Here is a 14,576-nt window from a genome sequence, read left to right as displayed (position 1 = left end):
ATGAATCAGAACAATCTGATCGAAGTGCGCGACCTGTCCGTCGATTTTGTCGTCGGTAATCGCTGCCAACGGGCGGTTGAAGGCATCAGCTTCGACATCAAGCGCGGCGAAACCCTGGCCTTGGTCGGCGAGAGCGGTTCCGGCAAATCGGTAACGGCGCACTCGATCCTGCGCCTGCTGCCCTACCCGCTCGCCCGGCACCCTTCCGGCACCATCGAGTACTCCGGGCAAAACCTGCTGGACCTGAAAGAAAAAACCATCCGCCACATTCGCGGCAACCGGATTGCGATGATCTTCCAGGAGCCGATGACCTCGCTCAATCCGCTGCATTCGATCGAGAAGCAAATCAATGAGGTGCTGGGGATCCACAAGGGCCTGACCGGCAAGGTCGCGACCAAACGTACGCTGGAGTTGCTGGAGATGGTCGGTATCCCCGAACCGCACAAGCGACTCAAGGCCCTGCCCCATGAATTGTCCGGTGGCCAGCGCCAACGGGTGATGATCGCCATGGCCCTGGCCAACGAGCCGGAACTGCTGATCGCCGACGAGCCCACTACCGCCCTGGACGTGACCGTTCAGCTGAAAATCCTCGAATTGCTCAAGGAACTTCAGGCCCGACTGGGCATGGCGCTGCTGTTGATCAGCCATGATTTGAACCTTGTGCGAAGAATTGCGCACCGCGTATGTGTCATGCAGCAAGGTTGCATCGTCGAACAGGCATCGTGCGAAGAGTTGTTCCGCGCGCCGCAGCATCCGTACACTCGGGAACTGCTGGCAGCGGAGCCCGACGGCAAGCCTGCAAGCAACGTGATCGGCCCGCCATTGCTGGCGGTCGAAGACTTGAAAGTCTGGTTTCCGATCAAGAAAGGCCTGCTCAAGCGCACGGTGGATTACGTCAAGGCGGTCGACGGCATCAATTTCAGCCTGCCCCAGGGTCAGACATTGGGGATTGTGGGTGAAAGCGGTTCCGGCAAATCGACGCTGGGGCTGGCGATTTTGCGGTTGATCGCCAGCAAAGGCGCCATCCGTTTTGAAGGCCAGCAGCTAGACTGCCTGACGCAGCAACAAGTCAGGCCACTGCGGCGGGAGATGCAAGTGGTGTTTCAGGACCCGTTCGGCAGCCTGAGCCCACGGATGTGTGTCAGCCAGATCGTTGGCGAAGGCCTGCGGATCCACAAGATGGGCACCGCGGCGGAACAGGAACAAGCGATCATTGCAGCACTCAAGGAGGTAGGTCTGGATCCGGAAACCCGGCACCGCTACCCCCACGAATTTTCCGGTGGGCAACGGCAGAGAATCGCCATTGCCCGGGCATTGGTGTTAAAACCAGCGCTGATTTTGCTGGACGAGCCGACTTCGGCCCTCGACCGCACCGTGCAGCGCCAAGTGGTGGAGCTTTTGCGTTCACTGCAAACCAAGTACAACCTGACGTATCTGTTTATCAGCCATGACCTGGCTGTGGTGAAAGCGCTGAGCCACCAGTTGATGGTGGTCAAGCATGGCCAAGTGGTCGAACAGGGAGACGCGCAAAGCATTTTTGCCGCCCCCCAACATCCGTATACACAGCAGTTGCTGGAAGCCGCCTTTTTGGCTCCGGCCACTGCGCAATAACCTGAAAGAGGAGCAACACATGGGTTTTCTCGCCGGTAAGCGCGTACTGATCGTCGGTGTCGCCAGCAAGCTGTCCATCGCATCCGGCATCGCTGCCGCCATGCATCGCGAGGGCGCTGAGCTTGCCTTCACTTATCAGAACGACAAACTCAAGGGTCGTGTCGAAGAGTTCGCACAAGGCTGGGGTTCTAGCCCTGAGCTGTGCTTCCCGTGCGACGTGGTCAGCGATGAAGAAATCGCCAAGGTCTTCGAAGAACTGAGCAAGAAGTGGGACGGCCTGGACTGCATCGTGCACTCCGTAGGCTTCGCACCTGGCGACCAACTGGACGGCGACTTCACCGAAGCCACCACCCGTGAAGGTTTCCGCATCGCTCACGACATCAGCGCCTACAGCTTCGTGGCCCTGGCCAAGGCTGGCCGCGAAATGATGAAAGGCCGCAACGGCAGCCTGCTGACCCTGTCGTACCTGGGCGCCGAGCGCACCATGCCGAACTACAACGTAATGGGCATGGCCAAGGCGTCCCTGGAAGCCGGCGTACGTTACCTGGCCGGCTCCCTGGGCCCGGACGGTACTCGCGTCAACTGCGTATCGGCAGGCCCGATCCGCACCCTCGCCGCTTCCGGCATCAAGAACTTCCGCAAGATGCTGGCCGCCAACGAAGCGCAAACTCCGCTGCGCCGCAACGTCACCATCGAAGAAGTCGGCAACGCCGGCGCCTTCCTGTGCTCGGACCTGGCGTCCGGCATCAGCGGTGAAATCATGTACGTGGACGGTGGCTTCAACACCACGGCCATGGGCAGCCTCGAAGAGTAATCTTCGGTCCGCCATTAAAAGTTCTTCGCGGATTACAACGCCGGTTTGTTAGATGGGTTTGCTCGCGCAAGCATCATCAATCAAGTCGGCGTTTTTGTTTCTGTGTTTCCCGGGATTCCGTGAAGTACAAAAATTCAAGGAACAATCAATCAGGCCGCACCTTTCAATAGTTTTTCCGGGTCGCAAACACGCCTTTTTGGCTGCACCGGCTGCAACGCTGAAATCTCCACGGAGGAATCGCGATGCCGAGAATCACGCAGCCACTACTCAAGCAGTTGATCAATCAAAACCGCGTTGCTATAGATCAAGCTACCATCGGCCGCGCGGTGGCCGACCAGATGGAACTGACCGCGCTCGTCATGCAAATAGACGCGCATTTGGCAGTCGGACAAGGGGCCGTATCCCTCCGGCAATCTCAATTCCATTGAGCTCATGTCGACATCGACCATGGCTTCACGCTCGTGGGTCTTCTGCAGGCGTTCTTCAGCTTCCTCCAGACGCACATGCAGAGGGCCGTCGACGTAAAAATGGATTTCCCCCATCGGGGTGGACTTTTGGTCGCGGCCGGTTTTGCACCAGCCCTCGATCGTCAGGGCACTCATGACGAAACCTCCAATTTGGATTGCTGGACTCTGTAGCTATCGTCCCTTCTCAATGCCATCAATTATCTGACTACTCAGCATAGGCAGGGTTCGTCTTTTGGGCCGCTTCTGGGCGATCTCTGCCGTCCGTAATCTGAAATTGAGTATAGCTGGCAACGGGACCTCGCTTGCCTGCCTCACGTTACAGCCCGATGGCTCTATACTTCTTACTGACTTTGCCACCGGGATGGGTGGTAGTTGTCTGCCCTGCTTGGACGTCAGTGGCGATGCTTTTGCATAACCAATGAACAACAGGAATAGGATGAAGAGCAAATGGCAATAGCAATTATCCTGATACTAATCGTTATTGCATCAGTACTCTTCCACATACTAGCGCCTTGGCATGCGGCACCGGCCGCTTCCAACTGGGGGTCCATAGATACCACCCTGTTCATCACCCTGATCATTAGCGGAATATTTTTCATTGCCATCACGGTATTTATGGCGGTAGCGGTGATGCGGTACCGTCACAAAGAGGGTGCCAGGGCAGCCTACCAGCCAGAAAACAAAAAGCTGGAATTATGGTTAATTATCGTTACCTCGGTCGGTATTGCCGGGATGTTGGCGCCAGGTCTGGTTGTTTACAACGATTTCATCCGGGTGCCGAAAAATGCTTACGAACTTGAAGTGATCGCCCAGCAATGGCAGTGGGCCTTTCGTTTTCCCGGCCAAGACGGAAAGCTGGGCAAGTCGGATATCAAGTTTGTTGATTCCGCCAATCCCCTCGGTCTTGATCCCAAGGATCCTTTAGGGCAGGACGATGTGCTTGTTATCAATAATGAAGTTCATCTGCCGCTCGATCGGCCGGTGAAAGTTTTACTGCGCGCTAAAGACGTTCTGCACGATTTCTATGTACCGCAAATTCGCAGCAAGATGGATATGGTGCCAGGGATGGTGTCGTACTTTTGGTTTACGCCGACTAAAACCGGAAATTATGAAACCCTTTGCGCTGAATATTGTGGCGTAGGTCATTACAACATGCGCGGCCATATGATCGTGGAAGAACAGGACGTCTTCGATCAATGGCTAAAAGGCCAACCGACTTTTGCGCAGACATTAACGACAGCGGCCAAACCCAGTCGGGACCGCATGTTGGAAAAAGGCCGCCAACTGGTCGAAAAATACGGTTGCGGTGCCTGCCATAGCCAGGATGGCAGCAACAGTCTCGGCCCGGGATGGAAGGGGCTGTACGGCCGTAATGAACAGCTTGCCGATGGCACCAGTGTGCTGGTCGATGAGGCCTACCTGAAAGAGTCGATTCTCGATCCGAAGGCCCGCCTGGTACAGGGCTACCCGCCGGTCATGGTGACCTATACTCTCACTGACGATGAACTGGGTGCGCTCGTCGCGCTGATCAAATCACTGGGTGCTGCGCGGCAGGGCGATGAAGCTTCTACTGGCGAAGCATCGGGCCCAGGTGAAGATCTGGTAGCGCAGGGACAGCGGGTGGCGGGGTCGCTTGGCTGTCTGGCCTGCCACAGTGTCGATGGCACCAAGGGCGTCGGCCCCAGCTGGCAGGGCCTGTATGGCAAGACTGAAACCCTTGCCGACGATACGAGCGTAAAGGTCGATGAGGACTATTTAAAGGAGTCGGTTCTTAATCCCAATGCCAAAATCGTCAAGGGCTTTGCAGCCGTCATGCCGACCCTTGCTCCAAATGAAAAGGACTTGAATGCACTGATCGCTTTTATCAAATCCAAAGCGAATACTGACGCTGATGCGACCAAGGCGGAGCCAGGGAAGTAGCCGTAAAGCAGCCAGAAACACACTGAAACTTCGGAACGAGGATGACGTGATGGCCTATGCGGAACAAGCCGAAACAGAAGCACTGCACGAGCCTAAAAGCTTCCTGACCAAATATATCTGGAGTCAGGACCACAAGGTCATAGCCATTCAATATTCCTTGACGGCTCTGTTCGTGGGGCTTATCGCGGTGGTGTTGTCCGACTTGATGCGCATGCAGATAGGCTTCCCCGGCAGTTTGGCGTTCATGGATGCCAGTACTTACTATCAGGCGATGACCATGCACGGCATGATCATGGTCATTTACTTGCTGACGGCCTTGTTTCTGGGTGGCTTCGGCAACTATCTGATCCCGTTGATGGTGGGCGCCCGCGACATGGTCTTCCCCTATGTCAACATGCTCAGCTACTGGTTCTACCTGGTGGCGGTAGTGGTGTTACTTGCCAGTTTCTTTGTCCCTGGCGGCCCCACGGGTTCAGGCTGGACGCTCTACCCGCCACAGTCCATTGCCCGGGGCACGCCGGGGGTCGAGTGGGGCATTGTGCTGATGCTCGTCTCACTGGCGATTTTCATTGTCGCCGCCACCATGGGCGGGTTGAACTACGTCACCACGGTGTTGCAGGCGCGTACGCACGGCATGACATTGTTTCGCATGCCGCTCTCGGTATGGGGAATCTTCATGGCCTCGATCATGGCCTTGCTGGCCTTCCCTGCGTTGTTTGTCAGCGCGGTCATGATGCTGTTTGACAGGCTCTTGGGCACCAGCTTCTTTATGCCGGCAATGATCTCGCTGGGGCAGCAGCTCGATCACCAAGGTGGCAGCCCGATATTGTTCCAGCACCTGTTCTGGTTCTTCGGCCACCCGGAGGTCTACATCGTTGCGCTTCCTGCGTTTGGTCTGGTCTCCGACTTGATCAGCACCCATGCGCGTAAAAACATCTTCGGTTACCGAATGATGGTGTGGGCCATTATTGCGATTGGCGTACTCAGTTTTGTGGTCTGGGCGCACCATATGTATGTCAGCGGAATGAACCCGTATTTTGGCTTTTTTTTCGCCATCAGCACCTTGATCATCGCGGTGCCGACCGCACTGAAAGTCTACAACTGGGTGCTGACCCTGTGGCGGGGTGACATCCATCTGACCGTGCCTATGCTGTTTGCCCTGGCCTTTATCGTCACCTTCCTGGTCGGTGGTCTGACCGGGCTGTTTCTCGGCAATGTGATCGTGGATATTCCGCTGTCGGACACCTATTTCGTCGTAGCCCATTTTCATATGGTCATGGGTGTCGCACCGGTACTGGTGGTATTCGGCGGTATTTATCACTGGTTTCCAAAAGTAACCGGGCGCATGACGAACGACATCCTGGGCAAGCTGCATTTCTGGATTACCTTTCTGGGCACCTACGCCATCTTCTTCCCCATGCACTACCTGGGTTTCCAGGGCATGCCACGGCGCTACTATGCCTATGAAAACTACGCGTTCATCCCGCAGTCGGCGCAAGAGTTGAATGCCTTCATTACGGTGGTCGCATTGACCGTCGGCGTTTCTCAGTTGCTGTTTGTGTTCAACCTGGCCTGGAGTGCATTTAAAGGCAAACCCGCAGGCAGTAATCCCTGGGGCGCGGCCAGCCTGGAATGGCAAACGCCGAACACCCCACCGGTACACGGTAACTGGGGAGCGAAGCTGCCGGTGGTGCATCGCTGGGCCTATGACTACAGCGTGCCAGGGATAGAACAGGATTTCGTTCCGCAAACGGTCTCCGCCGAGGAACTGGAGCAAATGCGGCAACTCAGTGCCGGAACCAGGATAGCGGACGTTAAAACATGAACAGACTGCTATTGAGAAACGCCGACGGCGCTGACCCCGGCGGCAGTTGGAATCGCGATCCTGAAGGCATTCAGGCCACCGCTGATAGAAACCAGACTGCGAGAATAGGCCTGCGCCTGTTTCTGGCTGTGGTGAGCTCGTTATTCTTACTCTTCCTGCTCGCCTTTATCGCCCGCTCACAAATGGCCGACTGGCTACCCCTGACAGAACCCTTGGCGCCGTTAGCCAATCCATGGCCCCTGTGGCTGAATTCGGCTTTTCTGGTGTTCAGTTGCATCGCACTGCAGTGGTCACGCATGGCTGCCCGAAAGGATCGACTGGACGCAACGGTCATTGGTTTTGCATTGGGAGGCGTATTCGCAATTGCCTTTCTGGCGGGGCAACTCTGGGTCTGGCAGCGGTTTGTCACCTGGGGCTACTTTGTCGCCAGCAATCCGGCCAACAGTTTCTTCTACCTGTTGACCGGTGTGCACGGGTTCCACCTGCTGGGCGGGTTGATTGCCTGGGGCAGAACCGTCGCCAAACTCCTGCGCCATGTGCCGTTGCCGCAACTCAGCGCCAGCGTAGAACTCTGTGCCATCTATTGGCATTACCTGTTGGGTCTTTGGTTCGTGCTGTTCGCGCTGCTGACCAGCACGCCGCAAACCTATGAATCCATCGCCAGACTCTGCGGCCTGAGGTGAAAAGCCATGGCATCGCACCCACAAGCCCCCAGCGAGTCCAGTTCATCCAATCCACCAGGCTTGCCACCTGCCCCGGGATGGCAGGGCATCGCCAGCGACTGGGCCTCGGATAAGGAGGCTTTCAAGCAGGTCCCCTGGGGCAAGGCGATGATGTGGATATTCCTGCTCAGCGATACGTTTATATTCACCTGTTTTTTAACCGGCTACATGTCGGTACGCATGACCATCACCACCGCCTGGCCGAACCCCAGCGAAGTGTTCGCCCTGACGATCGGCGGCAGAGAAATCCCCCTTATTCTTATCGCCATCATGACCTTTGTGCTGATCAGCAGCAGCGGCACCATGGCCATGGCCGTCAACTTCGCCTATCGCCGTGATCGCGCGAAAACCACAGCCCTGATGCTGGCGACCGCTGCCTTGGGTGTGACCTTCGTCAGCATGCAGGCATTTGAATGGAGCAAGCTCATAGCCGAAGGGGTACGTCCCTGGGGGAACCCCATGGGGGCGGCGCAATTTGGTGCCAGCTTTTTCATGATTACCGGTTTTCACGGACTGCATGTGTCAATCGGCGCCATCTACCTCAGCATTGTGGCGATGAAAGTAATGCGGGGAGATTATGAGCGCTCCGGAAACTACCAGAACGTCGAGATAGCCGGTCTTTACTGGCACTTCGTGGATTTGGTGTGGGTGTTTATTTTTGCTTTCTTCTATTTATGGTAGAGGAGCACGGGTGATGGCACATGCTCAGGGTCAGCAACATCCAATCAGTTTGTACCTTAAAATCTGGGGGCTGTTATTCGTCCTCAGCACGCTGTCGTACCTTGTCGACTATTTCCACTTCCATGGCTACCTTAGATGGTCCCTGATTATCACTTTCATGTTGTTGAAGGCAGGTTTAATCGTCTCCATCTTCATGCATATGGCCTGGGAGCGGTTGGCTATGGTCTACGCCATATTGGTGCCACCCTTGTGTTTACTGGTGCTCGTCGGATTGATGGCCACCGAGGCAGACTATGTTTTCCTCAGCCGGGTCATTTTCTTTGGTCAATAAGCCGCTTTCGGATGGCCTTGAGTCTCCAGGAGCTAACCCGATATCACCCGCTTGAACTGATGCCATTTGTGCTGCCAGACCATTGTCCAGTGAGGGGCTGCCGCACCCGTGCCAGCGACCGTCAGCATTGGATGATGTTCCATTACCCGGTCCAAAACCGATTCCTGATCCGGTTCAACATCCACGAAGAAGATATGCTTGCCCTCTTCTACTGTCTGTTTAAAGCTGCGGAAGTGAGCATTCGGCACCTGGATACCAAACAATCCGCCTTCCCAGATGCAGAAGCCAAACACAACAATGGCAAGGAAGATAAACGGCACCCAGCCTGCGGCGGATTCGGTCCACCCCATCCAATAGGCGCCAACAAGGACCGCCGCCGCGAGCGGCACACCGACCACTGCACCAATCTCCCCAGAGTGAACAGCATCTTGTTTCATTAACGAGTTAACCTCGTGGAGATGATGTTGTTCAACATCAGCAACTTCTTCACTGAGCACATGTATTTGTTCGGAATTGATGCCACTGGCTTCCAATTCATTTTCAACGGTTTCAAGCTCGTTGAGATTGTCACTGATGTAATAGTGCCGATTCATGCCACACCTCCCATCCCGTGTTTGCTGTAGACCTCCTTTGTCCGGCAGCCGTTAACTGAGATTCGCAGTCGATATCTGTACCAAGGGGAACGTTGCACACTTCGTGCAATCTGAAAAAAGTATAGCAGTCCCCAGAATGTGGATCAGACGATCTCAAGATCCAAGGGTGGCATCTGGACCTGGTGCCCTTCCAGCGATTTCGGCATCGCAGCAGCATCAGCAAATTAACCCGACGAGCCCGAAACGGGTCCTGAAATCGGGATGATCTCAGCGCACCGCATCACATCCTCCCAGATGCTGCACTACATCGCTGCGTTATACGGAGTTGGACACGAAGTTCGTGAGTTGGAACCAGATGTTCGACAACGACAGTGTCGTGAGATCGATCACAAGGGCGCGCTATTTGATCTGCACAATGACCGGACCTTCCGTTACGATCGGCGGGTTCGCGTGGATATTCGAGGCATTTTTCTGAATCCAGTCACGCGCGACTTTCAAGCTCGCATCGCTGCCGGCCTTGTCCGTGCAAACAGTCACCGACGTACCACCATCACCAGTATTCAGCAGTGTGTAGCTTACGAGGCCAGGCACTGTCCGCAGGGCAGCTTCAACGTCGGCCTGGCGCTCCTCTAAAAGCTCGAAAAGCTGCTTTGCACCAGCACCCAGGTAGACTCTTATAACCGCATACATGGTCGTCTCCTTTGGGAGTAGCGTTTTGATGCCAATCCAGATCCGCTAATGATCGCTATTACTCAGGTTTCAGTTCGCCCTGATTTATTAAGCTTAGCCAAACGCCGGCGACAAGCGAAAGGCAACGACCACCGGCCACTTTTTGGCCCAGAGTTCAATCAACGTTGCTGCAAGAAATTGTCCCGCTGTTTTCCTAATCCCATCCCTTCAGCGAGAGGTTGCCACAGCCAAAAGCAGCCACTTGAAACGTTCTGCTTCATCACGCCACTCATTTGGATAACAAGAGCGTAAACGCTCCCCGAAACCCCCTGCCTTCGGCGCCATTTTCCGGACTGTCGACCCAGTGGTGCGGCCCGGGCAATTATCACGTCAACTGGAAAAACCGCACTAGACTCTTTCGTGCGCCTTAACCCGTGCATGGTCATGCAACTAAGGGGGAAATGATTCTGTACGCAGTACCTAGGCTATTTACTCGGTGGTTAATGCACCAAGGGTCAATGTTGATGTGCACTCATCACCCGGTTGCCAACATCATGAAACAACGAGGGATTCTGGTATGGAACAGTTATCGGATCGTTTCAGGCTATCTATCGTGTTTGCTGCGCTTTTGTCATTGAGCGGACTTGCCCACGCGGCTCAAACGGAAAAGACCAATATCCTGTTTATCGTCTCCGACGATACGGGCTACGGCGATCTGGGCCCCTACGGAGGTGGGATCGGGCGCGGCATGCCCACGCCCAAAATCGATGAATTGGCGGCAGAAGGCGTCACTTTTTACTCTTTTTATGCCCAGCCAAGCTGCACACCTGGCCGGGCGGCCATGCAAACCGGGCGGATCCCCAATCGTAGCGGCATGACTACCGTGGCCTTCCAGGGCCAGGGCGGTGGCTTGCCGGCAGCCGAGTGGACGCTGGCATCAGTGCTCAAAACCGGTGGCTACGACACCTACTTCACCGGCAAATGGCATTTGGGCGAAGCCGACTATGCGCTGCCCAATGCACAAGGTTATGACGTGATGAAATACGTCGGCCTGTACCACCTCAATGCCTACACCTATGCCGACCCGACATGGTTCCCCGACATGGACCCGGAAACCCGCGCGATGTTTCAAAAGGTGACCAAGGGCGCGTTGTCCGGCAAGGCTGGTGAAAAACCGATCGAAGAATTCAAGGTCAATGGCCAGTACGTCGACACGCCTGTCGTGGACGGCAAACCCGGCGTGGTCGGCATTCCGTTCTTTGATAACTATGTCGAAAAAGCTGCGCTTGAGTTTCTCGACACGGCGGCCAAATCCGACAAGCCGTTTTTCATCAACGTCAACTTCATGAAAGTCCACCAGCCGAACATGCCGGCTCCGGAGTTCGTTCATAAGTCCATGTCCAAGTCCAAATACGCCGACTCCATCGTCGAACTCGATACCCACATCGGCCGCATCATGGACAAGCTCAAGGCGCTGGGCCTGGATAAGAATACGCTGGTGGTTTACACCACTGACAACGGCGCCTGGCAGGACGTTTATCCGGATGCCGGCTACACCCCGTTCCGAGGAACCAAGGGCACGGTGCGTGAGGGCGGTAACCGGGTACCGGCCATTGCCGTCTGGCCAGACAAGATCAAGCCGGACACGAAAAACCACGAGATTCTCGGTGGTCTGGATTTGATGGCGACGTTCGCCTCTGTGGCTGGCGTGAAGCTGCCCGAGAAAGATCGTGAAGGTCAGCCGATCATCTTCGACAGCTACGACATGACGCCGGTGCTCACCGGTAGTGCCCCTTCGCCGCGCAAGGAGTGGTTCTATTTTACCGAGAACGAATTGTCCCCGGGTGCAGCCCGTGTCGGGAACTATAAGGCCGTGTTCAACCTGCGCGGCGATGATGGCGCGCAGACCGGTGGTCTGGCCGTGGACTCTAACCTGGGGTGGAAAGGCGCAGAAAAATATGTGGCCACCGTGCCGCAGGTCTTTGACTTGTGGCAAGACCCGCAAGAACGCTATGACCTCTTCATGAACAACTTTACTGAGCGCACATGGACGATGGTGCCGATCACGGGCGCGATCATGAAACTGATGAAGACCTACGTCGATTACCCACCACGCAAATTGCAAAGCATGGGCTACGACGGGCCGATCGAACTGTCGCAGTACCAGAAATTCCAATCCGTGCGTGAAGTCCTGAAAAAAGAAGGCATCAACCTGCCGATGCCGGCCGGCAACTGATCAATCAGCCGAAAAATGGCGGCCTCATCCGGGGTCGCCACTTCAATTTGACGTTTGCGCGCAGTCGGCAATTTGCCGTTCGAGACACTAACGGAAAGCGGCGCGAATTCAGTGACCTTCGAAACCAGTTAGAAACGCACGGAATTTTGCCCATTGGCGATTCAGACTGACGGTAGCGAATTGCGAAAAAGATTTTTTGATTGCGGTGCAAAAAAATAAGGGCTTGCATGAGGTATCTCACGCAAGTCATTGATATTCATGGTGCTCGAAGCCGGAATTGAACCGGCACGCCCTTACGAGCGAGGGATTTTAAGTCCACTCGATATCCTCATATAATTCAATTGCTTACACGAATATTCCTGCCTCAATTCTTTCCGAGGCACGCCGCCACAAGCCTTATACTCAGTGGTTTGAGATTTTTTTCGGCATCTTTTCGGGGTCGTGCCGAGATATGGTAAAAATTAGGACATACGTTCTGTAACACGATGAATTACAAGGTGATTTTTCGGATCTTACTTTCTGGTCTTCCACCGTCTGACTAGATGTCTACTTCAGCGCCAAGGCCAGGCCGGGGTCCATGGCGCACTATAATTTGGTGTAGGGGGACCGTCGGAGGTGGCGCTATGCGTATCTTCAAGCAGCTCCTGCTCTTGGTTGCGGGTCTACTGGCAAGCAGCCTCTCCCTGGAGGCAATGAGCGGTGGCGGCCTCGATCAAAATCCTCACCCGGCCGTTCTGGTCAGTGGGCAGCTACAGCAATGCGGGCAATTCCACCAATTCCACAGGGGCCCGTTTCATATGGAAAACCGGCATTTCGTGCCAATGAACAACCGACATTTCGTACCAATGGATAACCGGCATTTCGTACCAATCCATAACCGGAATTTCGTACCAATCGATAACCGGCATTTCGTACCAATCGATAACCGGCATTTCGTACCAATCGATAACCGGCATTTCGTACTAATCGATAACCGGCACTTCATACCTATCCACCGGATGAACAGCTTCGAGGTGATCAGAGGGCCCGGGGTCAGCGATCAGCCCTTCGGTTCCAGGCACGTTCACTTTGTGCGCCACTTCGATCCGCGGACGGGGCAGTTTCTGAGTCAACCGGCAACATCCGGGAGGCAATGAACCAGCTTGGTCACACCTCTGTAGTGATGACCGAGCAATACATCCGCAACCGCAAAGGGAAGAAGGTGACGCCTACAAAATAGGAATTGCGGCAAGAAAAAATAAGGGCTTGCATGAGGTATCTCACGCAAGCCCTTGATATTCATGGTGCCCGAAGCCGGAATCGAACCGGCACGCCCTTACGAGCGGGGGGATTTTAAGTCCCAAGTGAAAATCAATCAGGCCGCACCTTTCAATAGATTTTCCGGGTCGCAATCACTCCTTTTTGGCTGCCATCCAAGCCAATGTTTCCGCATACGTTTCAGAGATTGCGGACCGGAAAAATCCCCCATTTCAGCGTCAAAGTATGTTCTCGCTCCGAATCGGCTGATACCGAAGATATGCTGATCCCGCATACCATCAGCGTTTCGTTGTGCAGTTTTCGACCCCTAGCACCCCATGCTTGAAAATGGGCGCATTCCCCAACATTTGTTGAGTCTTCTACTGGCGCTCGCTGCAAACGGTGCCCTACAGAGCTCAACCAAAAATAGCGAATCCCCGAAAAAGTCCCCACACCTTTTCGGCTCTTCCCCGGCGTCCTGCCGACCATGCCCTTCTTCTCTCCCCCCACGTTTGACGACTGCTACGCTGAAATCTCCACGGAGGAATCGCGATGCCAAACTCAGATCTACTCCCTTCCCTGCTCTTCAAAATCAACGAAAACCGGCTCGCCCTAGAAGCCGCCATCCTGGAGCTTTCTAACTGGGTCGAGCAGAGCGCGGCTCGGCCGACGTCGCCGACAACGTGCGCGGCGCGCTGGAAGCCATTGACAAGAATGAAGAGTTCATAAAGATGACGCTCGCGGTGATGATGGCGCCGGAGTGACGGCAATCACCAAAAGCGATTGGTGGAAAGATGAGTCCAACTTCCCGACCCTGCGCCACAAAAACGGGAGGGCTCCAGGTTTTGTGAACGACTGGGATTGATTGCTGACCCGGCCAGCTCCGCCCCCACTGCCGCCATCCTCGTCAGTGTTTCGGACTGTGCGACAGATTTCGAAAAAAAGTCGCAAACCCCGCGATGCATTAGGGCTTGCGACTCATTGGTGATATGTCCCTCAAGCTTGCGGGACGTCTTTTACGACCAGCCCTGCCGTGTTCATTACGGCGCATGCAGGCCTAGTTGTGTACCTCAACTGCGTCGACATCCGGGGCGTCCGCCACATCCTCCCGGGCATCCTTCGCCTCGACTTTGCCAGCCTCTCTGGCATCTTTCGCCTCAACTTTGCCAGCCTCTCTGGCTGCTTTCGCGTCAGCTTTGGCTGCGTCCCTGGCTGCATCTGCAGCAGCCCGGGCAGCATCTCTGGCTGCATCTGCGTCGTTTCTGGCAGCGTCCCTGGCTGCATGTGCGGCATCGTTGTCATTGTCATCCGCGTCGTCGTTGTCTTTCGCCTTGTCGTTGTCTTTCGCCTTGTCGTTGTCTTTCGCCTTGTCGTTGTCCTTCGCCTTGTCGTTGTCCTTCGCCTTGTCGTTATCCTTCGCCCTGTCGTTGTCTTTCGCGTTGTCGTTGTCTTTCGCCTTGTCGTTGTCCTT

Annotated in this window: 12 protein-coding genes, 1 tRNA gene and 2 pseudogenes; 9 read left to right on the top strand and 6 right to left on the bottom strand. The window is 55.2% G+C overall.

The window, feature by feature from the left end; translation table 11 throughout:
- On the top strand, nt 1-1,611 hold the full coding sequence (locus AC07XF_RS06430) for an ABC transporter ATP-binding protein (RefSeq protein WP_495025838.1): 1,611 nt from the start codon (nt 1-3) through the stop codon (nt 1,609-1,611).
- Nucleotides 1,612-1,630: 19 nt separating this feature from the next.
- Nucleotides 1,631-2,425, top strand: coding sequence for an enoyl-ACP reductase FabI (gene fabI, locus AC07XF_RS06425; RefSeq protein ID WP_495025837.1), 795 nt, complete (start codon nt 1,631-1,633; stop codon nt 2,423-2,425).
- Nucleotides 2,426-2,688: 263 nt separating this feature from the next.
- Here fabI and AC07XF_RS06420 read toward each other — a convergent pair whose 3' ends face one another.
- Nucleotides 2,689-3,027: a hypothetical protein gene (locus AC07XF_RS06420; protein WP_495025836.1), complete on the bottom strand. Its 339-nt coding sequence runs from the start codon at nt 3,025-3,027 to the stop codon at nt 2,689-2,691.
- Between the two features lie 312 nt (nt 3,028-3,339).
- Between AC07XF_RS06420 and AC07XF_RS06415 the strand changes: the two genes are divergently transcribed.
- From AC07XF_RS06415 to AC07XF_RS06395, 5 genes are read left to right on the top strand one after another with little or no spacing between them, the layout of a single operon-like run.
- Complete coding sequence (locus AC07XF_RS06415; RefSeq protein ID WP_495025835.1) at nt 3,340-4,812, top strand: cytochrome c oxidase subunit II; 1,473 nt, start codon at nt 3,340-3,342, stop codon at nt 4,810-4,812.
- Between the two features lie 49 nt (nt 4,813-4,861).
- The gene (ctaD, locus tag AC07XF_RS06410) at nt 4,862-6,637 is read left to right on the top strand and encodes a cytochrome c oxidase subunit I (protein WP_495025834.1); all 1,776 of its coding nucleotides are present in this window, start codon (nt 4,862-4,864) and stop codon (nt 6,635-6,637) included.
- Nucleotides 6,634-7,320 (top strand): cytochrome c oxidase subunit 3, encoded by a 687-nt coding sequence (locus AC07XF_RS06405; RefSeq protein ID WP_495025833.1) that lies wholly within the window; start codon nt 6,634-6,636, stop codon nt 7,318-7,320. Before ctaD ends, AC07XF_RS06405 begins: the two co-directional genes overlap by 4 nt.
- A gap of 6 nt (nt 7,321-7,326) precedes the next feature.
- A complete protein-coding gene (locus AC07XF_RS06400; protein ID WP_007993729.1) occupies nt 7,327-8,040 on the top strand; it encodes a heme-copper oxidase subunit III family protein in 714 nt (237 codons plus the stop codon).
- Between the two features lie 13 nt (nt 8,041-8,053).
- On the top strand, nt 8,054-8,371 hold the full coding sequence (locus AC07XF_RS06395; protein ID WP_223521360.1) for a cytochrome C oxidase subunit IV family protein: 318 nt from the start codon (nt 8,054-8,056) through the stop codon (nt 8,369-8,371).
- 32 nt (nt 8,372-8,403) lie between these two features.
- On the opposite strand, the gene AC07XF_RS06390 is transcribed toward AC07XF_RS06395, so the two are convergent.
- Both AC07XF_RS06390 and AC07XF_RS06385 read right to left on the bottom strand, forming a co-directional pair.
- The gene (locus tag AC07XF_RS06390; protein WP_495025832.1) at nt 8,404-8,964 is read right to left on the bottom strand and encodes a magnesium transporter; all 561 of its coding nucleotides are present in this window, start codon (nt 8,962-8,964) and stop codon (nt 8,404-8,406) included.
- A 399-nt stretch (nt 8,965-9,363) separates the two neighbouring features.
- Entirely contained in the window at nt 9,364-9,654 is a 291-nt protein-coding gene (locus tag AC07XF_RS06385) for a hypothetical protein (protein ID WP_495025831.1), read from the bottom strand.
- 556 nt (nt 9,655-10,210) lie between these two features.
- Between AC07XF_RS06385 and AC07XF_RS06380 the strand changes: the two genes are divergently transcribed.
- Nucleotides 10,211-11,869: an arylsulfatase gene (locus AC07XF_RS06380; RefSeq protein ID WP_495025830.1), complete on the top strand. Its 1,659-nt coding sequence runs from the start codon at nt 10,211-10,213 to the stop codon at nt 11,867-11,869.
- 259 nt (nt 11,870-12,128) lie between these two features.
- Here AC07XF_RS06380 and AC07XF_RS06375 read toward each other — a convergent pair.
- Together AC07XF_RS06375 and AC07XF_RS06370 are read right to left on the bottom strand one after the other, a co-directional pair.
- Nucleotides 12,129-12,250: transfer RNA gene (locus tag AC07XF_RS06375), tRNA-Leu, on the bottom strand.
- A gap of 368 nt (nt 12,251-12,618) precedes the next feature.
- Nucleotides 12,619-12,825 carry a hypothetical protein gene (locus AC07XF_RS06370; RefSeq protein WP_495025829.1) on the bottom strand — a complete coding sequence of 69 codons (207 nt, stop codon included), beginning with the start codon at nt 12,823-12,825 and terminating at the stop codon, nt 12,619-12,621.
- Between the two features lie 832 nt (nt 12,826-13,657).
- On the opposite strand from AC07XF_RS06370, the pseudogene AC07XF_RS06365 reads away from it, so the two are divergent.
- A pseudogene (locus tag AC07XF_RS06365) lies at nt 13,658-13,869 on the top strand (hypothetical protein).
- A 293-nt stretch (nt 13,870-14,162) separates the two neighbouring features.
- Here AC07XF_RS06365 and AC07XF_RS06360 read toward each other — a convergent pair.
- Nucleotides 14,163-14,576, bottom strand: a pseudogene (locus AC07XF_RS06360) (hypothetical protein); the annotation flags it as partial.

This window comes from Pseudomonas sp. GW821-FHT01C01 (assembly GCF_059422645.1).
The sequence above is the reverse complement of the archived record's forward strand: the minus strand, read 5'-3'. Positions and strand labels throughout refer to the sequence as shown.